The sequence below is a fragment of the Mesorhizobium sp. W050 genome (genome assembly GCF_054719535.1).
Map to the genome: position 1 here is coordinate 1,769,170 of NZ_JBTTIH010000001.1, position 24,008 is coordinate 1,793,177.

At 64.0% G+C, this 24,008-nt stretch carries 22 protein-coding genes; 13 read left to right on the forward strand and 9 right to left on the reverse strand.

What is annotated here, in order from left to right; translation table 11 throughout:
* A complete protein-coding gene (locus ACYG9Y_RS08425; protein WP_031253348.1) occupies positions 1 to 2,130 on the reverse strand; it encodes a TonB-dependent hemoglobin/transferrin/lactoferrin family receptor in 2,130 nt (709 codons plus the stop codon).
* A gap of 273 nt (positions 2,131 to 2,403) precedes the next feature.
* On the opposite strand from ACYG9Y_RS08425, the gene hemP reads away from it, so the two are divergent.
* From hemP to ACYG9Y_RS08450, 5 genes are read left to right on the forward strand one after another with little or no spacing between them, the layout of a single operon-like run.
* Positions 2,404 to 2,610 (forward strand): hemin uptake protein HemP, encoded by a 207-nt coding sequence (hemP, locus tag ACYG9Y_RS08430; protein ID WP_023673860.1) that lies wholly within the window; start codon positions 2,404 to 2,406, stop codon positions 2,608 to 2,610.
* 49 nt (positions 2,611 to 2,659) lie between these two features.
* Positions 2,660 to 3,718, forward strand: coding sequence for a hemin-degrading factor (locus ACYG9Y_RS08435; RefSeq protein WP_023739064.1), 1,059 nt, complete (start codon positions 2,660 to 2,662; stop codon positions 3,716 to 3,718).
* A 10-nt stretch (positions 3,719 to 3,728) separates the two neighbouring features.
* Entirely contained in the window at positions 3,729 to 4,610 is an 882-nt protein-coding gene (locus tag ACYG9Y_RS08440; protein ID WP_031253349.1) for a heme/hemin ABC transporter substrate-binding protein, read from the forward strand.
* Between the two features lie 4 nt (positions 4,611 to 4,614).
* Complete coding sequence (locus ACYG9Y_RS08445; RefSeq protein WP_286461669.1) at positions 4,615 to 5,709, forward strand: FecCD family ABC transporter permease; 1,095 nt, start codon at positions 4,615 to 4,617, stop codon at positions 5,707 to 5,709.
* A 6-nt stretch (positions 5,710 to 5,715) separates the two neighbouring features.
* A complete protein-coding gene (locus ACYG9Y_RS08450; RefSeq protein WP_023681728.1) occupies positions 5,716 to 6,504 on the forward strand; it encodes a heme ABC transporter ATP-binding protein in 789 nt (262 codons plus the stop codon).
* A 109-nt stretch (positions 6,505 to 6,613) separates the two neighbouring features.
* Here ACYG9Y_RS08450 and rirA read toward each other — a convergent pair whose 3' ends face one another.
* The gene (gene rirA / locus ACYG9Y_RS08455) at positions 6,614 to 7,075 is read right to left on the reverse strand and encodes an iron-responsive transcriptional regulator RirA (RefSeq protein WP_023672640.1); all 462 of its coding nucleotides are present in this window, start codon (positions 7,073 to 7,075) and stop codon (positions 6,614 to 6,616) included.
* A 295-nt stretch (positions 7,076 to 7,370) separates the two neighbouring features.
* Here rirA and ACYG9Y_RS08460 point away from each other — a divergent pair, with 295 nt between their 5' ends.
* From ACYG9Y_RS08460 to ACYG9Y_RS08470, 3 genes are all read left to right on the forward strand, one after another.
* Positions 7,371 to 8,666: a DUF445 domain-containing protein gene (locus ACYG9Y_RS08460; protein ID WP_023739062.1), complete on the forward strand. Its 1,296-nt coding sequence runs from the start codon at positions 7,371 to 7,373 to the stop codon at positions 8,664 to 8,666.
* Between the two features lie 108 nt (positions 8,667 to 8,774).
* Positions 8,775 to 9,197, forward strand: coding sequence for a phasin family protein (locus ACYG9Y_RS08465; RefSeq protein WP_023672638.1), 423 nt, complete (start codon positions 8,775 to 8,777; stop codon positions 9,195 to 9,197).
* 159 nt (positions 9,198 to 9,356) lie between these two features.
* A complete protein-coding gene (locus ACYG9Y_RS08470) occupies positions 9,357 to 9,854 on the forward strand; it encodes a MaoC family dehydratase (RefSeq protein WP_023681725.1) in 498 nt (165 codons plus the stop codon).
* 15 nt (positions 9,855 to 9,869) lie between these two features.
* Here ACYG9Y_RS08470 and ACYG9Y_RS08475 read toward each other — a convergent pair whose 3' ends face one another.
* Complete coding sequence (locus ACYG9Y_RS08475) at positions 9,870 to 11,339, reverse strand: MFS transporter (RefSeq protein WP_023739061.1); 1,470 nt, start codon at positions 11,337 to 11,339, stop codon at positions 9,870 to 9,872.
* 121 nt (positions 11,340 to 11,460) lie between these two features.
* Between ACYG9Y_RS08475 and ACYG9Y_RS08480 the strand changes: the two genes are divergently transcribed.
* Entirely contained in the window at positions 11,461 to 12,354 is an 894-nt protein-coding gene (locus tag ACYG9Y_RS08480; protein WP_023691058.1) for a LysR family transcriptional regulator, read from the forward strand.
* Between the two features lie 4 nt (positions 12,355 to 12,358).
* On the opposite strand, the gene ACYG9Y_RS08485 is transcribed toward ACYG9Y_RS08480, so the two are convergent.
* The gene (locus ACYG9Y_RS08485) at positions 12,359 to 13,777 is read right to left on the reverse strand and encodes an aminotransferase-like domain-containing protein (protein ID WP_023739060.1); all 1,419 of its coding nucleotides are present in this window, start codon (positions 13,775 to 13,777) and stop codon (positions 12,359 to 12,361) included.
* 106 nt (positions 13,778 to 13,883) lie between these two features.
* On the opposite strand from ACYG9Y_RS08485, the gene ACYG9Y_RS08490 reads away from it, so the two are divergent.
* Positions 13,884 to 14,747 (forward strand): DMT family transporter, encoded by an 864-nt coding sequence (locus ACYG9Y_RS08490; RefSeq protein WP_023739059.1) that lies wholly within the window; start codon positions 13,884 to 13,886, stop codon positions 14,745 to 14,747.
* Between the two features lie 28 nt (positions 14,748 to 14,775).
* On the opposite strand, the gene ACYG9Y_RS08495 is transcribed toward ACYG9Y_RS08490, so the two are convergent.
* From ACYG9Y_RS08495 to ACYG9Y_RS08505, 3 genes are read right to left on the reverse strand one after another with little or no spacing between them, the layout of a single operon-like run.
* The gene (locus tag ACYG9Y_RS08495; RefSeq protein ID WP_023739058.1) at positions 14,776 to 15,816 is read right to left on the reverse strand and encodes a zinc-dependent alcohol dehydrogenase family protein; all 1,041 of its coding nucleotides are present in this window, start codon (positions 15,814 to 15,816) and stop codon (positions 14,776 to 14,778) included.
* A gap of 36 nt (positions 15,817 to 15,852) precedes the next feature.
* Positions 15,853 to 16,503: a maleylacetoacetate isomerase gene (maiA, locus tag ACYG9Y_RS08500; RefSeq protein ID WP_023710731.1), complete on the reverse strand. Its 651-nt coding sequence runs from the start codon at positions 16,501 to 16,503 to the stop codon at positions 15,853 to 15,855.
* Between the two features lie 4 nt (positions 16,504 to 16,507).
* Positions 16,508 to 17,230 carry a fumarylacetoacetate hydrolase family protein gene (locus ACYG9Y_RS08505; protein WP_023739057.1) on the reverse strand — a complete coding sequence of 241 codons (723 nt, stop codon included), beginning with the start codon at positions 17,228 to 17,230 and terminating at the stop codon, positions 16,508 to 16,510.
* Between the two features lie 210 nt (positions 17,231 to 17,440).
* On the opposite strand from ACYG9Y_RS08505, the gene ACYG9Y_RS08510 reads away from it, so the two are divergent.
* Positions 17,441 to 18,124 carry a response regulator gene (locus ACYG9Y_RS08510; protein ID WP_023672627.1) on the forward strand — a complete coding sequence of 228 codons (684 nt, stop codon included), beginning with the start codon at positions 17,441 to 17,443 and terminating at the stop codon, positions 18,122 to 18,124.
* A gap of 123 nt (positions 18,125 to 18,247) precedes the next feature.
* Here ACYG9Y_RS08510 and ACYG9Y_RS08515 read toward each other — a convergent pair whose 3' ends face one another.
* Positions 18,248 to 19,591 (reverse strand): hybrid sensor histidine kinase/response regulator, encoded by a 1,344-nt coding sequence (locus tag ACYG9Y_RS08515; RefSeq protein WP_023672626.1) that lies wholly within the window; start codon positions 19,589 to 19,591, stop codon positions 18,248 to 18,250.
* 3 nt (positions 19,592 to 19,594) lie between these two features.
* Positions 19,595 to 20,779, reverse strand: a complete 1,185-nt coding sequence (locus ACYG9Y_RS08520; RefSeq protein WP_352653838.1) for an FIST signal transduction protein — start codon at positions 20,777 to 20,779, stop codon at positions 19,595 to 19,597.
* A 248-nt stretch (positions 20,780 to 21,027) separates the two neighbouring features.
* Between ACYG9Y_RS08520 and ACYG9Y_RS08525 the strand changes: the two genes are divergently transcribed.
* Both ACYG9Y_RS08525 and ACYG9Y_RS08530 read left to right on the forward strand, forming a co-directional pair.
* Positions 21,028 to 21,528, forward strand: a complete 501-nt coding sequence (locus ACYG9Y_RS08525) for a (2Fe-2S)-binding protein (RefSeq protein ID WP_023681712.1) — start codon at positions 21,028 to 21,030, stop codon at positions 21,526 to 21,528.
* Positions 21,529 to 21,651: 123 nt separating this feature from the next.
* Positions 21,652 to 23,997, forward strand: coding sequence for a xanthine dehydrogenase family protein molybdopterin-binding subunit (locus ACYG9Y_RS08530; protein WP_023691066.1), 2,346 nt, complete (start codon positions 21,652 to 21,654; stop codon positions 23,995 to 23,997).
* The last annotated feature ends 11 nt before the right edge of the window (positions 23,998 to 24,008 follow it).

Genomic DNA, 24,008 nt, shown 5'->3' on the forward strand with positions numbered 1-24,008 from the left:
TCAGCCTCCAAAGCGCATGGTTGCGGCCAGCTTCAGCGTGATGCCGGGTTCATAGATGACGGCGGTGGTGCCGCCGTTCAGCGGGTTGGTGTATTTGACGTCGAACAAATTGTCGGCGCGGAAGTCCACCTTCAGATTGTCGGTGGCCTGGTAACTGGCGAAGGCGTTGACCAGAGTATAATCCTTGGCCACGGGGTTGCCCTTCGGCTTGCCGTTGTACTGCACCACGCCGCCGACGGTCAGCTTGTCCTGAAGGAAACGGAAGCCGAGCTGCCCGGTGACCTGCGACGACGGGATGGTGGCAAGGTCGGCCCGCTCGCCTTCATCGGAGATGGTGTGGCCGTTGATGATCGAGGCCGACAGCCCGGCATAACCCCAGGCGGCATCGTAGACGCTTTCCAGTTCGAAGCCGTTGATCTTGGCCTGGGCGACGTTCTGGTACTGGAAGCAGATCGGAATCCCGGGGCCGAACGGGCAGCCGCTGGTCGGGTCGAATGCCGACAGCGTGACGCCTTCGATGTAGTCGTCGACATCGTTGTGGAAGTAGCCGGCCTTGAGCCGGAACGCGTCGCCGGCCTCGATAAGGTCCTTCAGCTTGTAGTTGACGCCGAACTCGGTCGTCTTGCCGGTTTCTGGCCGCAGGTTCGGATTGGGCAGGAACGGGAAGGTGACGCCCGCCGGATGGTTGCCGCTGATCAGCGTTTCGGTCAGCGACGGCGAGCGGTAGCCTTCCGCGTAGGTGCCATAGAACTGCAGGCCCGCCAGGCTGGCGCTTTCGAAGGGCGTGACACCAACGGTGATGCGCGGCGACAGACGATCACCTGACGTTTCGTGGGTGCTGTCTTCGAGGCTGTAATTGTCGTAACGCAGCCCGGCAATGACCTCGAGCCAGTCCCAGGTGAGCTTGTCCTGGATGTAGGCGCCCGAAACACTACGCTTGCCCGATGGGGTGTAGAAGCTGTCGCCGCCGGCGGTGCCGCCGGTCTCGACATCGTCACCCACCCAGTCGCCGCCATAGGTCAATTCGTGCGCAACACCGGCTGTTTCGAAGCGCGACGTGTTCCAGATGTCGACGCCGGCCGTGCCAACGTCGAAGGTCGAGGTCGAACCGACGGGCAGCAGCACGGGAAGGCCGGTCGACGGATCGAAGCGGTTCTGCGGGACCAGCGTGGTGAGGTCGAGATTGGTCTTGTTGTAGGAGGCGTTGATGTGGAGATCGAGCCAGCTCCTGGCGTCGTCAGTGATGTTGTAGCGGGCGGTGAAGGTGTTCGACTTCAGGTCGACGTCGTTGGCCGGCACGCCGCCGCTGGTTTCCGTCCAGCCGTCGCTCGAGCCGACCCAGCCGAGCTTCAATTCGCTGTTCTCGCTCGGGCGGATTGTGGTCTTGAGCAGGCCGCTCAGCACGTCGAAACCGGTACCGGCGACGGTGTCGCCGCTGCCATTCTTGTAGTCGCCGTAGTCGCGGTAGACGATGTTGCCCAGCACATCCAAATCGTCGTTGAATTTGTAGGCGCCGCTGGCGCTGGCGGTCCAGCCCTTGCCGTTGCTTTCATAGCGCCCGGTGACGGAGCCGGCCCAGGTTTCGCCCGGTCTGAGGAAATCCACCGCATCCTTGGTGTCGAAGAAGACGACGCCGCCAATGGCGCCGGAGCCGTAGGTGTTGGCGGTCGGTCCGCGAATGACGTCAACGGATTTGATGAGCTCGGGATCGACATAGAAGGTCGACTGCGTGCCGTGGTCTGAGCGCTGGAAATTCTGCCTGGCACCGTCGACGATGACCGCGACGCGACCGAAATCCTGCAGGCCGCGGATGTTGATGCTGGAGCTGACGCGTCGCGCATCGGCCTGCACGGCGACACCAGGCACACCGAGCAGCATTTCGTTCGGCGTCGGCGCCATGCGGCGGTCGAGCTGTTCCTGGTCAACATGGCTGGCCGAGGCCAGCGATTCGATTGCCGTCTCGCCGGTGCGGCTGATGACGAGGATCTTGTCCAGCAGGGTCGCGCCGGCGGGCGCCGGCTTGGTGTCCTCGGTTTTCCTGGTCTGGTCGGCCTGGTCAGGGGCCGGCTGAGCGCTGGCCGGCGATGTCAGCAGCGCGATCGTCGCTGCCCCCGCAAGCAAGGCTGCCATTGCCTTTGCCATAGGCCGATGCACCGGATCGGCGTTCGCCAGACCCAGTCGTCCACAATTTCCCAAGCCCATGCCCCAACTCCAAAATTCCAGGTTCGATGCTGGCTGGCTTGGTGCTCGCTGGCATTTTTCATTCTGTCCGGCGTCTTAAATGTTGACTCATTTGGTCCGGTATTGCACTGACTAATAAACATGATTATTCGAGTCAAGAAATGAATCGGCATTTTTGCAACGCCTAGCCAGTTGCCCGGCACAGGAAAGGGATCGAAAGAGATGAACACCCACAATCCCAACGACTTTCGTTACCGCGTCCGCCGTTCCGAAGAGACGCCGACCCGCTTCGACCGGGTGCCGCTGGCGGTGCGGACGCTGTCCTCCAACACGCTGTTCCAGGGCGAGCACGAGATCGGCATCGAGCACCATGGGGCGCTCTATCGGCTGAAGATCACCCGCCAGGGCAAGCTCATCCTCAACAAGTGACGAAACAGCCAGGCAGGCCAAAACGCCAGGCAGGACAGGTAAGCAGGACATGGACCAGCGCGTAAAACCCGCACCGCATGAAATCCGGCGAGCGCGGGCAGACAATCCGAAAGCGCGCGAGCGCGATCTTGCCGCCGAGCTCGGTATTTCCGAAGCCGAGCTGGTGGCCGCGCATTGCGGCGACGGTGTCGTGCGCGTCGAGCCCAGGGTCAACGATCTTCTGACCGGCCTCGACGCCGTCGGCGAAGTGATGGCGCTGACCCGCAACGAAAGCGCGGTGCACGAGAAGATCGGCGTCTACAACAAGGTTGTCACAGGCACGCACAATGCCATGGTGCTGGGCGAAAACATCGACCTGCGTATCTTTCCAAAGGTCTGGGCGCATGGCTTTGCCGGGGAAAAGCGCGACGGTGGCGACATCCGCCGCAGCCTGCAATTCTTCGACGCGGCCGGCGATGCGGTGCACAAGGTGCATCTGCGGCCGGCGTCCAATCTCTATGCCTACCAGAAGCTCGTGGCCGCACTCGAATCGCCGAACCAGGAGGCAACCGTGTCTATCGAAGGCCTGGCCGACGACGACGCGGAGACGTCGGGCATTGCCGCAGACATCGATGATCTGCGCGACCGCTGGAGCCGGCTGACCGACGTCCACCAGTTCTTTGGCATGTTGAAAACGCTGAAGCTCACCCGCCGCCAGGCCGTGCGCATGGTCGGCCAGGACTATGCCTGGCTGCTCGACAATGACGCCATCGTCGCCATGTTCCACCATGCCGCCGCCGACGGCATGCCGATCATGTGTTTTGTCGGAAACCGAGGCTGCATCCAGATCCATTCCGGTCCCGTCAAGTCGATCAAGCCGATGGGGCCGTGGATCAACGTCATGGACGAGACGTTCCACCTGCATCTGCGCACCGACCACATCCAGGAGGTGTGGGCGGTGCGCAAACCGACCAAGGACGGTCATGTCACCTCGCTCGAAGCCTATGGCGCCGACGGCAAGATGATCATCCAGTTCTTCGGCAAGCGCCATGAAGGCGAGGGCGAGCGCGACGACTGGCGGTTCCTTGCCGAGAACCTGCCGCGCATTCCAAGCCCGACCGCAGCCTGAGGAAACGACGATGATTTCACTGTTCAGGACGCTTGCCGCGGCCATGGGCCTGTCGCTGTTTATTGCCGCCCCAGTGCCGGCCAGCGAGAACGTGGCCGTGTTGGCCGACACGTCGCGGATCGTGGCGATCGGCGGTTCGATCACCGAGATCGTCTACGCGCTTGGCGAGGAAGGTCATCTCGTCTCCCGCGATTCGACCAGCCGCTACCCCGCCGCCGCGGTCGCGCTGCCCGACGTCGGCTATATGCGCCAGCTGTCGCCGGAAGGCGTGTTGTCGGTCAATCCTTCGGGCATTCTGGCGCTGCATGGCAGTGGGCCGAAGGAAGCGGTCGATGTGCTGAAAAAGTCGAGCGTTCCGTTCATCGACGTGCCCGAGCATTACAGCCATGACGGCATCCTGGAAAAGATCCGCATCGTCGGCAAGGCGCTTGGCGTCGACGCCAAGGCCGAGACGCTGGTGGCTGAGACCGACGCCAAGCTGAAGGCGGCCGAGAAGCAGACGGCGTCGATCAAGCAGCGCAAGCGCATCCTGTTCGTGCTGTCGATCCAGGGCGGCAAGATCCTGGCCGCCGGCACCGACACCGCCGGTGACGGCATCATCAAGCTCGCCGGTGCCGTCAATGCGGTCGAAGGTTTTTCCGGCTACAAGCAGATGTCCGACGAGGCGATCGTCACTGCCAGGCCGGACGTGATCCTGGCCATGAAGAATGCCGGCCCGCCGATTGCGGAGGCCGAGCTGTTCGCCATCCCGTCGATCACCTCGACGCCGGCGGGCGAAGGCCGCAAGCTGACCCTGATGGATGGCAGCTATCTCCTCGGCTTCGGGCCGCGCACGGCCGATGCCATCCACGATCTGGCCGCCTCGCTCTATGGCAGCCAGGTCACGGACTGAGCCGATGGTGGATCAGTCGATCGCCGGCGCGGCGGGCAAGGTGGCCGAGGGCGATCGTTCCGGGCGCGCTCGCCTGGTTATTGTGCTCCTGTGTGTGGCGCTTGCCCTTTCGATGTTCCTGTCGCTGAGGTCGGGCGCTTCCGATGCATCGGCCGTTGGTGTCATTCGTGACTGGCTGACCGGCGCCACGCCGGACGACGCCGCGCTTGGTGCCCGCGACCGGTTGATCGTCTACGATATCCGCATGCCGCGCGTACTGCTCGGTGTGCTCATCGGGGCGGCACTGGCCGTATCGGGTGCGGTCATGCAAGGCCTGTTTCGCAACCCGCTCGCCGATCCCGGCCTGATCGGCGTTTCCGCCGGGTCGAGCCTCGGCGCGGTCGCCGTCATCGTGCTCGGCACGACGTGGCTGGCGCCGCTCACTCTGGCGCTCGGCGGGCTGGCCTTGCCGCTCGCCGCTTTCTGCGGCGGCCTTGCGGTCACGCTGGTGCTCTACCGCGTCGCCACGCGGCAGGGGCGCACATCGGTCGCTACCATGCTGCTTGCCGGCATTGCGCTCGCAGCCCTTGCCATGGCGCTGACCGGTATCCTGATTTTCATGGCCGACGACCGGCAGTTGCGCGACCTGACCTTCTGGCAACTGGGCTCGCTGGGCGGCGCGACCTGGCCGAAGATCGCTTCCGTCGGTCCGATCATCATCCTGGCGCTTGCGGCAATGCCGTTCCTGGCCAAAGGCCTCAACGCCCTGGCGCTCGGCGAGGCGACGGCCGGACATCTCGGCATCCCGGTACAGCGGCTGAAATACACCGCGATCGTCGGCGTCTCGGCAGCGGTCGGCGCCTCTGTCGCAGTCAGCGGAGGCATCGGTTTTGTCGGCATCGTCGTGCCGCATCTGCTGCGGCTGCTGATCGGTCCGGACAATCGCTATCTTTTGCTCGCATCGGCGCTGCTCGGCGCCTCGATGCTGCTTCTTGCCGACGCAGTTGCCCGCGTCATCGTGGCGCCGGCCGAATTGCCAATCGGCATCGTCACGGCGATCGCCGGCGCGCCGTTCTTCCTCTGGATCCTGCTGCGCAAGCGCGGCGTAATCGACTTGTGAGGCGGCATGATCGAAGCACGCGATGTCTCGGTGGCGATCGGCGGCAAGCGCATTGTTGCCAATGTCGATTTCGTCGCGCGGCCGGGCGAAATTGCGGCAATCGTCGGACCCAACGGCTCGGGCAAGACGACGTTTTTGAAGGCGTTGTCGGGCGATCTGGCGTTTGCGGGGACAGTGGCCGTCAACGGGCGCGACCTCTCCGCGATGAAGCCGGTGGAGGCCGCGACTGTGCGTGCCGTGCTGCCGCAGGCCGCGACGCTGTCCTTTCCCTTCACCGTGCACGAAGTGGTCAGGCTCGGCCTTATCGGCGGCCGTTCCGGCGTTCTGCCGGGCGAAGATGATCGTCTGCCCGAGCGGGCGCTGGTGCGGGTCGACCTCGACGGCTTTGCCGGCCGCTTCTATCAGGAGCTTTCGGGCGGCGAACAACAGCGTGTGCAACTGGCGCGCGTGCTGTGCCAGGTCTGGGCGCCGGTGCTCGACGGCAAGCCGCGCTATCTCTATCTCGACGAGCCGGTCTCCAGCCTCGATATCAAGCACCAGCTGATCATCATGAACATCGCCCGCGATTTCGCCCGGCGCGGCGGCGGTGTGATCGCCATCCTGCACGACCTCAATCTGACGGCCATGTATGCCGACCGGATTTTCGTGATGCATCGCGGCCGGCTCGCCGCCGACGGTTCACCGCAGGAGGTGCTGAGCGACGATCTGATCGAAAAGGTGTTCGATTGTCGGCTAAGGGTCGGTGTGTTGCCGGCGGCGAGCATGCCGTTCGTCTTGCCGCAGTCAGCCGCCTAAAAGCGCGTCGCGTTTGAACGGACTCAGGCGACGCGCTTTAGGTCTTTGTTTTTATGCATGTCGTTGTCTCAAAACCGGGGCCACTTTTGAGCGACATGCACTAGAAAACTCAGGCGGCCGGAGCTCGCTGGACCAGCATGTCGATGCCGAGCAAATGACGCACATTCGGGCGCGCCGCTACCATATCGGCGATGGTGTAGCGGGAGAGTACGGCAAAGAAGGCGTTGAGCGCCTCGCGCAGCGCCGAATTCAGCTGGCAGCTGTCGACCAGCGGGCATTCGGCGGCGTCGTTTTCGAAGCACTCGGCCATGGCGAAGCTCTCTTCGGTCACCCGTACGACGTCGAACAGGCTGATCTGCTCGGCGGGGCGGCCGATCCTCACGCCGCCATTCCTGCCGCGCACCGTCTCGACCAGGCCATGCTCGACCAGCGGCTGCAGGATCTTGAACAGGAAAAGCTCCGACACCGAATAGGCGGCCGCAATCTCGGGGATGCGGCTCAGGCGATCGTTGTTGGCGGCGCAATACATCAGGATGCGCATGGCGTAGTTGGTCTGGCGCGTCAGCCGCATTTAATTCCTCACCCGAGTGCTGGCGCGCTGGAACTGCACCAGATTTTAGATTGTGCTGGTGCGGCTTTCTCACCCGGAGTTTCGGATTCGCCCACACTGGCCCGATCGGAATATGGCCTATACCTTGGAACAATTCCAGACTGGGATTGCATGATAGATGAACATTCTTGTCAACTTTGCGTGCGAAACCGGCAATTCCCGGACGAAATCGGCCCATCCGATCATGCTACGGGCCCAAACACCCCCTAAATAGCCCATGCCAGATAGCCAAGAGATCGATGAGGAGCGGCGTATCATGTCCCAATCGGCTTCGTCCCTGGCGCCTGGCGGTTTTGATGCCGAGACGGGCGCCAAGCTTTTCGCGTTGCGGCGGACAAAGTTCCTCGCCACGGCTGCGCTGGTGCTTTGCGTCGTGGTTTTTGCCGTGGCCAAATCGTTCGAGGCCAAGTATCCGTGGCTGGGCTTCGTGGCGGCCTTCGCCGAGGCGGCGACCATTGGCGGCCTGGCCGACTGGTACGCGGTGGTGGCGCTGTTCAAGCGGCCGCTGGGCCTGCCGATCCCGCACACCGCCATCATCCCAGCGAACCAGAACCGCATCGCCGATAATCTGGGCCGCTTCATCGAGGTCAATTTTCTGGCGCCGGAGCCGGTGCGGGAAAAGCTGGCCGAGGTCGATTTTGCAGCACTCGTCGCCGACTGGCTGACTGACGCCGAACGCTCTGCCGGCCTGTCACGCTTCGTCGTACGGCTGGTCCCGCAGACGCTTGCGGCGATCGAGCAATCCGGCCTGCGCGGCTTCGTCACCAGCCGCATGCTGGAGCAGATCGACAAGGTGCCGCTGGCGCCGCTCGCGGCCGAATTGCTGTCGGCACTGACCGACGACCGCCGCCACCAGAAACTCTTCGACGAATTCACCAGGGTGATCGGCCGGTTCCTGAACGATGAAGAGGCGCTGGCGACCATGCGCGAGAAAATCCGCGAGGAATTGCCGTCGCTGTTCAACCTGTTCAGAGCCGACGCCTATCTGCTGAAAAAGATCGTCGCTTCCGCCGGTTCGCTGCTTGACGAGGTGCGGGCCGACCCCGACCATCCGATGCGCGCCGAATTCGACCGTTTCGCGCACAGCTTCATCGAGCGGCTCAGAACCTCGAAGCAATACGCCAAACGGGCCGAGAAGCTGAAGCGCGATTTCCTGGCGCGGCCGGAAGTGAAGTCGCTCGCCGGCGACATGTGGCAGAGCCTCAGCGTGTTCATCGAACAGGACGCCAAGGCGGAGAATTCGATTGTTCGCGCGCATCTCGCCAACATGTTCGTCGAGGTCGGCCGCCATCTCTCAGGCGATCCGCAGATCAGGGCCGACATGAACCGGGGCTTTGTCGTGGCGCTGTCGTCGTTCGTGGAGAGCCAGAAGAGCGGTGTGTCGACATTCATCGCCGACCAGGTCAAGCGCTGGGACCTCGCCCAGCTGACGAGGCTGATCGAGATGAACATCGGCAAGGACCTGCAATATATCCGCTTCAACGGCATGATTATCGGCGGATTGGCGGGTATCGTGCTCTACACGGCGGAGAGGCTGTTTCTCGCTGGCTGATGCTGCATTTGCCGCTGAATTGCTTGGGCGTGCGAATGGACACACGGCGCGCGAGTGCTATTGTCCAGAACAGGGTTCAGCATTTGCGACAACTGGGGAGCACGAGCAATGGCCAAACAACCCGACTCCGATTCGTTCCTGGACATGTTCAGCCGGTTCGGCCGTGACCTGAAGGTGCCGAATGTCGAGGCGATCCTCGCGCATCACCGCAAGAACCTCGAGGCGCTGGAAAGATCCGCGCGGGCGGGAGCTGCCGGCGCGACCTCATTGTTGTCCAGACAGCGCGAGATGCTGCAGGACACGCTGCGTGAAGTCAGCGACATGGCGCAGAGCTACAAGGCGCCGGGCAATCCCCAGGAACTGATGACAAAACAGGCGGAGTTCGCCAGGAAATCCTTCGAAGCCGCCCTGAAAAATGCCGGCGAAGTGGCCGAGCTGGTCAAGAAATCCGGCACCGAATCGATCGAAATCCTGCGCAGCCGCATCAAGGAAGCGATGGAGGAAATCCGCTCGGGCTATGACAAGAAGTGACTCTCAACGCAACCATGAGAGGAGTGGCCGGTTGCGGCGCATGAGCATGGACGAGGGACGCTGTTTGGCGGAAAATGGCGGAACGGAATCGCAACGGGCGAATTGACAGGAGCCGTCCGTTCGTGGTCCGAGGCACTGGGAGCCACCGGGAAAGCAGGAATGACGGAACTACGGCCGAAAACGCCGCCGACCTTCGAGCAGTTAAGGGCGATGGCCGGGCAGGAGCTCGGCGTGTCGGAATGGACGACCGTCGACCAGAACCGCATCAACCAGTTTGCCGAATGCACAGGCGACCATCAGTGGATCCACGTCGATCCGGAGCGGGCGAAGCGGCAGAGCCCATTTCGCACCACGATCGCGCATGGCTATCTGACGCTGTCGATCATCGGCGCGCTGGCGCTGGGCATGGGCATCGTCCCCGAAAACACGCAAGCCGCCTTCAATTACGGCTTCGACAAGGTGCGGTTCCTGGCGCCCGTCAGGGTCGGCGCACGCATCCGGCTGCGCACGACGCTGTTGTCGGTGGAGGACAAGGGGCCGGGCCAGTATCTGATGAAGGCCGCCAATACGGTCGAGATCGAGGGCGAACAGAGGCCGGCGCTGACCGCCGAAACGCTGGTCATGCTTTATGAGCGGCGCAAGCGGGCGGGAGCGTAAGCTCCCTATCTTCGGTCATGATGGCTGTTGCCGCACCGACAGCCTGCCGCCGGCGCGGGTCGAGAGCAGTGCCAGCAACAGCGCAGCCACCGCCAGGACCGTTGCCGTCTGAAAGGTAACCTGCATGCCGCGCGCGGCTGCCGCTGAGGTCAGCATGTCCTGGCTTTGCCGTTCTGCCGTCGAGGCAGCTGCAAAAATGGCCCCCATAAGCGATGCGCCGGTGATCAGGCCGAGATTGCGCGACAGATTGAGCAGGCCGGACACCATGCCGCGCTCGCCGGCAGCGACACCGCTCATGACGGCGGCATTGTTGGATGTCTGGAACAGGGCGTACCCGAAGCAGGTGACGGCGATCGGCACGATATAGCTGGCAATGCCGAGTTTTGTTGCGGCGAGCGACAACAATGAGGTTCCGACGGCAAGACTGAACAGTCCGACGACCATCATCCTGTGCGCGCCGAAGCGATCGGTGAGGCGGCCGGCGATAAGCGCCGAGAGCGCGGAGACCAGCGGACCTGTCGACAGGACCACGCCGACCATCGCAGCATTGAGCCCCAGCGCTCGCGACAGATAGAATGGAGCGACCACCAGGGTCGCCATCATCACTGTGGCGACGACGAGGTTCGTGGCGAGGCTGGCGCTGAGCCGGATGTCGTACAACCGGGCAAGCCGGATCAAGGGATTCTTCGCCCTCTTCTCCGCGACGCCGAACAGAACGACGCCGATGCCGGCGGCAACCAGCAGGCCGGTGTTGAGGGCGCCGAAATGGCCGCGGCCAAGCGTCATGGCCAGTGCATAGGCGGCGAGCGTCAGGCCTAGCAAGACCGTCCCGATCGCGTCGAACCCGCCTTGAACGCCCGCAGCCTTGCCGCGGGCAGGCAGGGCCAGCCAGGCGAGGGCAAAGGTCAGGAGGCCGAGCGGCACATTGACGAGGAAGATCGCCCGCCAGCCAAAGCCAGCGATCAGCAAGCCGCCGAGCGAGGGTCCGAGCGTCGTGCCGATCGCCGACATGGCGCCGAGCAGGCCCATGGCGCTGCCGGTTCTCTCCCTGGTCACGGTCTCCGCGACAAAGGCCAGCGTCAACGCCATCATCAGCGCGGCACCCAGTCCTTGTACGGCGCGCGCCGCAATCAGCAGCCAGAGCGTCGGCGCCAGGCCGCAGAGCACCGAGGCCAGTGTGAACAGCGCGATGCCGCCGAGCAGCAACGGCCGGCGGCCGACCATGTCAGCCAGGCGCCCGGCGCTGACGATCAGGGCGGTGATGGCGAGCAGATAGGCGAGAACCACCCATTGCACGGACTGGAAGGACGCACCGAACGCCTGCATGAGGGAAGGCAGTCCAACGCTGGCAATGCTGGTTCCAAGCGAGGACAGCAGCGTGGCGAGCGACAGGCTGGCCAATGCCAAGACAGGAGAGTGGGCCAGGCCTGCGGACCGGGTTTTCTGCGGCGCCGATGCGCACTCGTTCTGCTCGGCAGTTGCCATGGCGATTTCCTCCTTGTCAGTCCCGCAACCGAGATCTAGTCGTCAGGGTGGAATGGCGGAAGGTGCAGCATTTGCATCTTATTCGTGCGCCAAACGCCATGGCATGTGCTACAATCCGCCAATGACATCGCCCGACCTCAATCTGCTGTTCGCTCTCGACGTCCTGCTGACCGAAGGTAGCGTGGCTCGCGCGGCAACCCGGCTGCGGCTCAGCCCTTCGGCGATGAGTCGCACCCTGGCGCGACTGCGCGAAGCGACCGGCGACCCGCTGCTGGTTCGGGCCGGTCGAGGCCTTGTGCCGACGCCGCGCGCGGAGGCATTGCGGCAGCAGACCGGCCGTGTCGTCCAGGAAGCAGAAACGTTGCTGCGCCCTGCCAGGCCTCTCGATCTCGCGAAGCTGAACCAGATCTTCACGCTGCGCACCAATGAAGGGTTCGTCGAGGAGTTCGGGCCGCGTCTTGTCGCTCGCATCCAGGCCGAGGCGCCGGGCGTGCGGCTGCGATTTGCGCCGAAAGCCGACAAGGATGTCGCCTCGTTGCGCGACGCAGCGATCGATCTGGAAATCGGCGTTGCCGGCGAGACCGGACCTGAAGTGCTGATACAGGCGCTGTTCCGTGACCGGTTCGTCGGCGCCGTAGGAGCCGGCCATCCCTTGAGCGAAGGCGCGGTGACGCCTGAACGCTACGCGGCCGGCCGCCACATCAGCGTTTCACGGCGGGGTCGGGAAAGAGGGCCGATCGATCAGACTTTGGCGCTGCTCGGCCTGCAGCGAACCGTGGCGTGCATGGTCTCCGGCTTTTCGGCTGCACTCGCCATGGCGCGCGCTTCGGACCTTATTGCCAGCGTGCCCGAACGGCACACGCAAGGCGCACGCGCCGGCATGGTCAGCTTTCTGCTGCCGGTCGCCACGGTGGAGGTCACCATCTCGATGCTCTGGCATCCACGGCTCGATGCCGATCCGGCGCAACGCTGGCTGCGAGATTGCGTTCGGAAGGTCTGCGCGGCCTCCCGCTGAGCGCTCAGCGCGCCATTGCCGCCTTGAGCACCCTGAAAATCCGCTCGTCTTGGCATTGGGCAACGTTGAAGCGCAGGAACCGGCTGGCGGTTCCCGACAGGCTGAATGCATTGCCGGGCGCCAGCACGATGTTGTCGGCCAATGCACGGCGAGCAATTTCAGCCGCATCCACGCCATCCGGCAGGCTGCACCACAGGAACAAGCCGGCCGGTTGGTCGATCCAGGGCGTGATGCCGATCGCCTTCAGGCGCGCGCCCGTCTCACCCATGGCGCGGGAAAGCCGCGCGCGCAGCAATTCCATGTGCTTGCGGTAGCTGCCGTCCCTAAGCAGCGTCAGCACCAGTTCGGCCGCCAGCCGGCCGCCGCCGAAGGTGGTGGCAATCTTGAGGTCGGTGAGTTGCTCGATCCAGTCGCGCGGTGCCGCGATGAAGCCGCAGCGAACCGATGCCGATAGCGTCTTGGAGAAGCTACCGATATGGACGACGCGGTTGAGGCCGTCGAACGCCGCCAGCCGGGGCGCGGGACTGTGCTCGAAATCGGCGAAGATGTCGTCCTCGACGATGGTCAGGTCCGACTGGTCGGCGAGCTTCAGCAGCCGGTGCGCGGTGACCGGCGACAGGATCGCGCCGGTCGGGTTGTGGATGGCGGAATTGGTGATGTAGAGGCGCGGCCTGTGCTCGGCGAGCGCCTGCGCGAACAGCTCGATATCAGGCCCCGATGGCGTGTAGGGCACGCTGACGACCTTGGCGCGGTGGGCGCGCAGCAGCGCGTGAAAATTGAAATAGCAGGGGTCGTCGACCAGCACGGTATCGCCCGGTTCGATCAGGAAGCGGCACAGAAGATCGATGGCCTGCGTGCCCGATTCGGTCAGCATGATCTGTTCGGGCGAGACCTCGATGCCGTGGCCAGCCATGCGCCGCGCGAGCAATTGCCTGAGCGGCGGCAGGCCGAGCGGCGTGCCGTAATCGGCTAGGTCGACATCGTCGGCGCGCGCCACGGTGCGCAGCGCCCGGCGCAAGGCCCCCTGCGGCATCCATGAGGCCGGCATCCAGCCGCAGCCGGGTTTCAGCATCTCGTCGCCGGCTTCCAGTGACTGGCGCGAAACCCAAAGCGGATCGACAGCGCGGTCGAGCCGCGGGCCTATCTCGGCCAGCGACAGTGGCGCCAGCGATCCGGCGGCATAAAAACCCGAACCCGGCCGTGAGCGTATCGCGCCTTCGGCAGCGAGCCGCTCATAGGCTTCGACCACGGTCGACTTGGACACCTGCATGGCCTTGGCAAAGGCGCGGATCGAAGGTAGCCGCGCGCCTGGCGTCAGGCTGCGCGCCGATATCCGCTGGCGGATGGTCGCCATGACAGTTTCCACAAGCGTGGTCGCGACAGGAGGGTGCGCATTGCCGGTTTCCAAAATGAGTTCGGTCATCTGTATTGCTCTGATAGCCATTACAGTTTTGCGGAATTGTACTGCATTGTCTCTGGCTGCACCATAGGCACTTGCCCGATAGAGGGCGAAAGCAATGGAGCCTGGAATGGACAAGACCGCGAGCGGCTGGATGAACGGATTCATCGGCGTGCTGATCTTCTCAGGCTCGCTGCCGGCAACGCGCGTGGCCGTGGCCGATTTCGATCCGATATTCCTGACCTCGGCCCGCGCCGCGATTGCCGGACTTCTCGGTCTCGCCATGCTGATGCTGTTTCGGCAGAAACGCCCGGAGCGCGGCGATTTTCTGTCGCTGGTGATCGTCGCCCTTGGCGTGGTTGTCGGCTTTCCCTTGCTCACCGCGCTGGCGCTGAAGCACGTCACCTCCGCCCATTCCATCATCTTCGTCGGCCTGCTGCCGCTGGCCACCGCGATCTTCGGCGTGCTGCGCGGTGGCGAGCGTCCGCGCCCGGCCTTCTGGCTGTTTTCCTGCATCGGCAGCGCGCTGGTCGCCGGTTTTGCCCTGATGCAAGGCGTGACGGCCTCACCTGTCGGCGACGGCCTGATGCTGGCCGCCATCATCGTCTGCGGCCTGGGCTATGCCGAGGGGGCGGCATTGTCGCGCAGGCTGGGCGGCTGGCAGGTGATCTGCTGGGCGCTGGCGATCTCGCTGCCGATCATGCTGGTTCTGACCTTTGCGACGCTGCCGTCGTCCTTCGCCGGCATCGGCTCTCACGCCTGGATGGGTCTCGCCTATGCCTCGCTGTTCAGCATGCTGATCGGCTTCGTGTTCTGGTATCGCGGCCTGGCCCAAGGCGGCATCGCTGCCGTCGGGCAGTTGCAGTTGCTGCAGCCCTTTTTCGGCCTGGCGCTGGCAGCGTCGCTGCTGCACGAGCAGGTCAGCCCGCTGATGGTGGTCGTGACGCTCGGCGTGGTGGCTTGCGTGTTCGGGGCGAAGAAATTTGCGCGCTAGGAGTTTGGTGGTGGAGGGCGACTCCGCCCTAGAACTTCGTCACCACCCCAATGCCAATCCCCTCGAAACCGCCCATCGCCATCAGCGCCGCCGGCGCCTCATCAAGGCTGATCTTCTTGCCGACCAGCAGTTCGGGCTTGAGCTTGCCGGCGCGGATCATTTCCATCATTGCGGGGTAGCGGTAGGCCTGCATGCCGTGACTGCCGAGGATTTCGAGCTCGAAGGCGATAACCTTGTCCATCGGCACTTGCGGGCGGGCATGTTCGCCCAGCATCAGGCCGACCTGCACGTGGCGGCCGCGCCGGCGCAGATTGGCAATCGAGTTGAACGATGTCGTGGGGTGGCCGAGCGCGTCCATCGACATATGCGCGCCGCCATTGGTGATCTGCTTGACCGCCTTGACCACGTTCGGCGTCGTCGAGGCGTTGATGGTCGCCACCGCGCCGATCTTTCTGGCGAATTCCAGTTTCTCGTCGGTGAGATCGATGGCGATGACATTGGCGCCCATGGAACTGGCGATCATGATCGCCGACAGGCCGACGCCGCCGCAGCCATGCACCGCCACCCATTCGCCCGGCGTCACCCGGCCCTGGTCGACAATGGCGCGAAACGAGGTGACGAAGCGGCATCCGAGGCTGGCGGCGGTGGCGAACTCCATCTCCTCGGGCAGGCGCACGAGATTGGTGTCGGCATGCTCAATGGCGACATATTCGGCAAACGAGCCCCAGGCGGTGAAACCGGGCTGCGTCTGGTGCTCGCAGACCTGATGATTGCCCGAATTGCATTCGAAGCAGCGGCCGCAGCCGACGCAGAACGGCACGGTGACGCGTTCGCCGGCCTTCCAGCGGGTCACCTGCTTGCCGACGGCGACGACGATGCCGGCCAGTTCATGGCCCGGCACATGCGGCAGCGTGATGCCGTCATCATGACCCATCCAGCCATGCCAGTCGCTACGGCAGAGCCCGGTCGCCTCGACCTTGATGACGACGCCGTCGGCAGCCGGTTTCGGATCCGGCACGGTCAGGATTCTCGGCGTCTCACCGAATTTTTCGAAGACGACGGCTTTCATCGGCAACTCTCCGTGCTCTGCTCCGGCATTGTGAGCCTATTCGGCATCTATCTGATTCTCCGGCGCCGCCTTCTGAAAGGCCGGCAGCGCCATGCAGGCGGCGTGGATGCGCGAGATCTCGGGGTAGGGTGTCAGGTCGACGCCGAAGCGGGCGTTGCTGGCGATCTGGGCGACCAGGCAGATGTCGGCGAGGCCCGGTGCGTCGCCATGGCAAAATGTGCCGGTCTCATCCGATGAAGCCAGAATCTTTTCAAGCGGCTGGAAGCCTTCGTTCACCCAGTGGCGGAACCAGTTGACGACATCCTGGTCGCCTGCGCCGAACAAAGTGCGCAGCGAGGTCAGCACGCGCAGATTGTTCACCGGGTGGATGTCGCAGGCGATCATCTGCGCCAGCATTCGCACGCGCGCCCGGCCGAGCGCGTCCTTCGGCAACAGCGGCGGTTCGGGATGGGTCTCGTCGAGATATTCGATGATCGCCAGCGACTGCGTCAAAAGCGTGCCGTCGCCCAGGATCAGCGCCGGCACCAGCCCCTGCGGATTGACCGCCAGGTAAGCCGGCTCCAGATGGTCGCCATGACGCAGATGATGCGGCACGTAATCGTAGGTCAGGCCCTTCATCTCGAGCGCAATGCGTGCGCGATAGGAGGTGGAAGAGCGGTAGTAGTTGTGGAGGACGAGGTCGCTCATTGGATCACGGCTTGTCGGTGGAATTTTGGCCGATCGAATCTTGGCCGACAGTGATCTCGATGGTGCCGATGCCGTCGACGCCGCCGGTCATCGTCTGGCCCGGCACCACCGCGCCGACGCCGGCCGGCGTGCCGGTGAAGATCAGGTCGCCCGGTTGTAGTACAACCGCACTGCTGCAGATCGAAACGATATCGGCGATCGGCCAGATCAGTTCGGCGAGGTCGCCCTCCTGCTTCACCGCGCCGTCGACGGCGAGCCAAATGCGGCCCTTTTGCGGATGGCCGGATTTGGCGGCCGGCACCAGCGGACCGCAGGGCGCCGAGCGGTCGAAGGCCTTCGACCAGTCCCAGGGCCGCGCGGCTTTCTTGGCCTCGTCCTGCAGGTCGCGGCGAGTGAGGTCGATGCCGACGCCGTAGCCCCAGACATGGTCGAGCGCCTGCGCGCGAGGAATGCGGAAGCCGGCCTTGCCGATCGCCGCGACCAGCTCGATCTCGTGGTGCAGGTTCTTGGTCAAGGGCGGGTAGGGGATCGTGGTGCCGGAATCGACCACCGCATCGGCCGGCTTGGTGAAAAAGAACGGCGGGTCGCGCTCGTCATTGCCGAGTTCGCGGGCGTGGGCGGCGTAGTTGCGGCCGACGCAGAAGATGCGGCGCACCGCAAAACGCTCGGCCGAGCCGGCGACGGCGACCGATGGTGTTGCGGGCAGGGGAAGGACGAAGTCTGTCATGCGCGGGTCTCTGCTTGGGATCTTGACGGCACATTTGACCGATTTGAACCCCCGGGCAAGGCATCAGCGTCCGCAAAAGCACGAGCTGCGCCTTGATTGTCGGATAAAGTCGGCTTCGCCTCCGGGGGTTAAGATGGCGATAGACTATTTGCCAATAAGCTGGCCATACCAGCGGGAGTATCGTGCCCACGGAGAACTGAAACAAACACCATGACCGCAATCAACGATCGCGCCCGGTTTCTGATCATCGACGACCATCCGCTGTTTCGCGAGGCGCTGCACAGCGCCGTGCAGATGGCGTACCCGGAAGTCGACACGGTGGAGGCGCGCTCGATTGCCGAAGCGCTCGATCTCCTGGGTGGGATAAAACCGTTCGATCTGGCGCTGCTCGATCTCAACATGCCCGATGTGCATGGCTTTGACGGGTTGCTGCAGCTGAGGACCCGCCATCCGCGGCTGCCGGTGGTCGTCGTCTCGGGCTATGAGGAGCCGAAGATCATCTCCGAGGCGTTGTCCTATGGCGCTGCCGGCTTCATCCCGAAATCGGCGCGCAAGAGCGATCTTGCGGCCGCAATCCGCTCGGTGATGGAGGGCGCGATCTATGTGCCGGAGACCTATGAGGGACAGCCGCCCGACGCCGACAGCGCCGACCGCGCCGACATGGTGCAGCGGCTGGCCAAACTGACGCCGCAGCAGCTGCGCGTGCTGCAGATGCTGCGCCAAGGCCTGCTCAACAAGCAGATCGCCTACGAGCTGCAGGTCGGCGAGACCACGGTCAAGGCGCATGTCTCGGAGATCCTGCGCAAGCTCAACGTCTACAGCCGCACGCAAGCGGTGATCGAGGTGTCGAAGCTGGACAATGCGGAGCTGTTTCGCGATCAGGCCGGGTTTTGATCTTTACCCTCCCCCTTGTTGGGAGGGTCGATCCGCGAAGCGGAGCGGGGTGGGGGACCTTGGCGCTGCACCCCGCCCCGGCGTTGCGCGCCGACCCTCCCCATCAAGGGGAGGGTATGGGGCTCAAGCCAGCAGATGCGCCAGCAGCGCCCTTAGCTGCGCCGGTTTCAGCGGCTTGCGCATCAGTTCGATGCCGGCGGCGCGGGCGGCTTTGGCGACGGCCTCCGATCCGTCGGCGGTGACGATCAGCGCCGGCACGGCGCGGCCGAGATAATCGCGCACTTCGGCTATTGTTGCGGTGCCGAGGTCGCCGTCGTCGAGATGCTGGTCGGCAATGACGATGTCGGGCACCCAGTCGGTGTCGCCGAGCAGGCTGAGCGCATCCTCGGTCGAGGTCGCGGCACGCACCAGGCACTGCCAGCGCTCGAGCAGGAAGGTCATCGCCTGCAACACATCGGCGTCGTTTTCGACCAGCAGCACCTTGGTGCCGAACAGGCCGTAGCCGCGCGGCCGCTCCATCTCGGCAAGGCTGGCGATGGCGTCGGCGCTGGCGCCGATGCCGACCGGCACATCGATGTGGAAGATGGTGCCGCGCCCGACTTTCGACGAAAACGTCACGGGGTGGCCGAGCGCGGCGGCCATGCGCCGCACGATGGCAAGGCCCAGCCCCAGCCCGCCGCCGGAAATTCCGGTATCGGCCGGAATGGCGGAGCCGCGATGGAATTCCTCGAACACCGCCTCGCGCTGGTCGTCGGGAATGCCGCAGCCGGTGTCGGCGACATCGATGCGGATGGTGTCGCCGCGATGCCTGGTGCCGACCAGCACGCCGCCCGAGCGGGTATAGCGCAGCGCATTGGACAGGATGTTCTGCAGGATGCGGCGCAAAAGCGTGCGGTCCGAACGCACCACGGCGCTGACCGGGCGGAATTTCAGTGTCAGCCCCTTCAGCTTGGCAACCGGCTTGAAATCCGAGCGCAGCGACGAAAACAACGTCTCCAGATTGACGTCGCCAATGTCGGGCTGGACCACGCCGGCGTCGAGCTTGGAAATGTCGAGCAGCGTGCGCAACAGGTCTTCCATCGTCTCCAGCGAGCGCTCGACCTGACGGACGAGTTTCTTGCCCTCGTCGCTGGTCTGCACTTCGGCCAGTGCCGAGACCGAGAGGTGGGCGGCGTTCAGCGGCTGCAGCACGTCATGGCTGGCGGCGGCCAGGAACCTGGTCTTGGACAGGTTCGCCAGCTCGGCGTTTTCCTTGGCGGCGCTGAGGTCGATGTTCGACTGTTCCAGCCGGCGCAAGGTCGAGTGCAGTTCCTCGGTGCGCATGCGCACCCGGTTTTCCAGTGAAATTGCAGTCTGGAACAGCGAGAAGGCATTGCCCTGCTGGTCCATCGAGCGCTCGACGCGGCTGACCAGAGCGGCGTTGATCTTCTTCAGCCTGTCGACGTCGTCGATGTCCCTGAGCGGCATGGGCTATTCCGCCGCCTGGCGTTCGCCGAAGGCGATGCCGGTGAAAGTCTGGTTGAGGTGCATCGAACGATACTGTTCGCCATAGGTGCCGAAGCCGATGACATTGTTGACCCGGTAAAGCTCCGAAATGTCGCGGAACACCTGGCGGTTGCGGGCGTCGAGCCGGCGCAGCACGCAATCGAAGCCGAGGATCATGTCGATGCCGCCGAGCCGCTCCTCGACGTCGCGCAGTGCGGCGCGCGTCGATTCCACCATGTCCTTGGGCTGGGCGATGGACAGCACGACGCCGTCGTCGATGGCGCAGAAGAACGACAGCGAGCCGTCGGGATGCATCTTCTGGATCGAGCGGCAGTAGTATTCGCCGCCCACCTTCACCACAACGGGGTGAGAGGCGAAGCTCAGCGGCGTCAGGTTCTGCGCAACGATGCCGACCGAGGCTGCATATTCCTCGGCCGCATTGGTGGCGTTGAACTCGCGCACGGTGCGGTGGTCCGGGTCGGATGCCGTCACCACCAGCTTTTCGTCGGTGGGGATGAAATTGTCGGTCTTGAAGACGTGGAAGGGAATTTCGGTAGCAATCAACACGATGATGGCGCTGTCTGACGCCACCTTGCCGTTCGAAATCAGACTGGTGGTTTCGAATTTGAGGTCGTCGCCCGCCGAACCGCCGAGCAGCGGGATGTCGTCCAGCCCCCAATGGATGGCCGAGGTCACCGCTTCCTCGGCAAAGGACAGGCCGTCGATGAAGCAGAGCGCGAAGGTGCTTTTGGTATGGCAACAGCCGAGGCGCCCGCGCAGTAGGCGCCGCAGGGCCTCGACTTCATCAGTGATCCTGTCCATGCCCGACGAGGAGAGATTGTCGACCATGGTGCTGACCGCCGAAAACGACGCGGAGGGAAAGAGCAGCGCCAGCACATGGCCTTCCTCCAGGCCCTGGGGGGTAATCTCGCCGGCGGTCGAGCAGGCGGCGTAGGCCAGCGTCGGCGCGTGGGTCTTCAGCCCTTGCGAAAGGACGCTCGCGTCAAACAGGCTCTGGGAGAAGAACAGCAGGGCAAAGCCGGCATCGATGGCTGCGGCCTCGACGGCGACCGCCAGGGCGAATGCATCGGCGTCGGGCTCGTCGGTGGTGAGCGCCGACAGACCGGATGCATAGCTCGTCCGTGAACTGGCCAGAGGCTTCCTCCCGATATCCTCCGACGCTTCCTGCGCGCGCCCGTTTTATGTCTCTCGGCGCGCTGGCGTCGAGGGCATTGTTGCCCCCTATTCGCTCTTTGGCAATGGGGCGGACAGGCCCATGATTTTCGTTTTCTCCATGACCGAAAGTACAATGAGCGCCGTGTGTTTTTTGCGCTTTGTGCAGTGTACCAATAGCGCATGGCCGAGCGCCAAAGCCGCATCGGCAGCATGACTACCAAGGTCATACCCAGGGAGGATGCATGTCGGACGTTTCGTTTGTCGTGAACGGAAAACGGATCAGCGGCGCTGCCGAGGACCGAACGCTTCTGGTTCATTTCCTGCGCGAAAATCTTGGTCTCACCGGAACGCATGTCGGTTGTGACACCTCTCAATGCGGCGCCTGCGTCGTGCATGTCGACGGCAAGGCGGTGAAGTCCTGTTCGATGCTGGCCGTGCAGGCCTCCGGGTCGACCGTGGTGACGATCGAAGGGCTTGCCAATGGCGGCGACCTGCATCCGATGCAGGCCGCGTTCAAGGAACATCATGGGCTGCAATGCGGCTTCTGCACGCCGGGCATGATCATGACGGCGACCGACATGATCGCGCGCCATCCCGAAGGCCTTGACGAGGCGACGGTGCGCGCCGAGCTCGAAGGCAACATCTGCCGCTGCACCGGCTACCACAACATCGTCAAGGCGATCCTCGCCGCATCGCAGACGATGGCGAAGGTGCCGAAGGGCAGGGCGAAACAGGCAGCGTAAGAAAGAAGCGAGTAGTGAATAGTGAATAGCGAGTAGTCGGTTTAGCCGAACCGCTCCGAGCACAATTCCCTACTCACTGTTCACTATTCGCTACTCACTATTCGCTATTCCGGAGGAATTCCTATGGGCATTGAAGGCATCGGCGCTCGGGTCGTGCGCAAGGAAGACAAACGGTTCATCACCGGCGCCGGCCGCTATGTCGACGACATGGTGGTTCCCGGCATGAAGCATGCCGCTTTCGTGCGCAGCCCGCACGCGCATGCTCAGATCAAGAAGATCGACGTCAGACGAGCGCAGGCGATGCCCGGCGTCATCGGCGTCTTGACCGGCAAGGAGCTCAAGGCCGACGGCATCGGCAACCTGATCTGCGGCTGGATGATCCATTCCAAGGACGGCTCGCCGATGAAGATGGGCGCGTGGTCGCCGCTGGCCGTCGACAAGGTGCGCTATGTCGGCGACGCGGTCGTCATCGTGGTGGCGGAAACCAAGGGCCAGGCCCGCGACGCGGCCGAAGCGGTCGAGATCACCTACAAGGAATTGAAGGCGGTGGTCGATGCCACCAAGGCGCTGCAAAAAGGTGCGCCGCAGGTCCATGCCGAAGCCGAGGACAATCTTATCTTCGACTGGGAGATCGGCGATGCCAAGGCGACCGACGCGGCGATCCAGGCGGCGGCCCATGTCACCCGCATGAAGATCGTCAACAACCGGCTGGTTCCCAACGCCATGGAGCCGCGCGCGGCCCTTGGCCATTACGACAAGGCCGAGGACCATTTTACCTGCTGGACGACGTCGCAGAACCCGCATGTCGCGCGGCTGGTGATGAGCGCCTTCTACAATGTCGCACCGGAAAACAAACTGCGCGTCATTGCGCCCGATGTCGGCGGCGGCTTCGGCTCGAAGATCTACATCTATCCCGAAGAGATCGTCTGCCTTTGGGCGTCGAAGAAGACCGGCGTGCCGGTCAAATGGGTCGCCGACCGCACCGAAAGCTTCCTCACCGACGCACATGGCCGCGACCATGTCTCGACGGTCGAAATGGCGTTCGACCAGAACAACAAGATCACCGGCTTCAAAGTCGACACCATCGCCAATCTCGGCGCCTACATGTCGCTGTTCTCGTCTTGCGTGCCGACCTATCTCTACGCGACGCTGCTGTCGGGCCAGTACAACATCCCGACGATCCACGCCAATGTGCGCACCGTCTACACCAACACGGCACCCGTCGATGCCTATCGCGGGGCAGGGCGGCCGGAAGCCACGTATCTGCTCGAACGGACAATGGAGACCGCCGCGCGTGAACTTGGGGTCTCTCCGGCGGAGTTGCGGCGCATCAATTTCATCACCGAGTTTCCGCACCAGACGCCGGTCATCATGAACTATGACGCCGGCGACTATGGAGCTTCACTCGATGCGGCGACACAGGCGTCCGACTATGCCGGCTTTGCCAAGCGCAAAGCGGCGGCCGGCAGCCAGGGCAGACTGCGCGGCATCGGCATGAGCTGCTATATCGAGGCCTGCGGCATCGCGCCGTCGGCGGCGGTCGGTTCGCTCGGCGCCGGCGTCGGTCTGTGGGAATCCGCCGAAGTGCGGGTCAATGCCGTCGGCACGATCGAGGTGCTGACCGGCTCGCACAGCCATGGCCAGGGCCATGAGACGACCTTCGCGCAACTCGTCAACCAGCGTTTTGGCGTGCCACTGGACTCGGTCTCGATCGTCCATGGAGATACCGACAAGGTGCAGATGGGTATGGGCACCTACGGCTCGCGCTCGGGCGCGGTCGGCATGTCGGCAATTGCCAAGGCGCTCGACAAGGTCGAGGCCAAGGCCAAGAAAATCGCCGCCCATCTGCTCGAGGCCGACGAGGGCGACATCGTCATCGAGAATGGCGAGGTCAAGGTTGCCGGCACCGACAAGAGCCTGCCCTGGTTCCAGGTGGCGCTTGCCGCCTACACCGCTCACAATCTGCCGGCAGGCATGGAGCCGGGACTGAAGGAAACAGCCTTCTACGATCCGGCGAACTTCACTTTCCCGGCGGGCTGCTACATCTGCGAGGTCGAGATCGATCCGGAAACCGGCACGACCGAGATCGTCCAGTTCGTCGCGGCGGACGATTTCGGCAACATCATCAACCCGATGATCGTCGAGGGTCAGGTGCATGGCGGCATCGCCCAGGGCATCGGCCAGGCGCTGCTGGAAGGCGCGCACTATGACGATAGCGGGCAGCTGCTGACGGCGAGCTACATGGACTACACCATGCCGCGCGCGGACGACCTGCCGTCATTCAAGGTCTCGACGTCGAACACGCCGTGTCCGAGCAATCCGCTCGGCATCAAGGGCTGTGGCGAGGCCGGCGCCATCGGCTCGCCGCCGGCGGTCATCAACGCCATCACCGACGCTTTGGGGATTGTGGACATCGCCATGCCGGCCTCGCCGTCGAAGGTGTGGGCGGCGATTAGGGCGAAGAAATGAGTGAGTAGGGA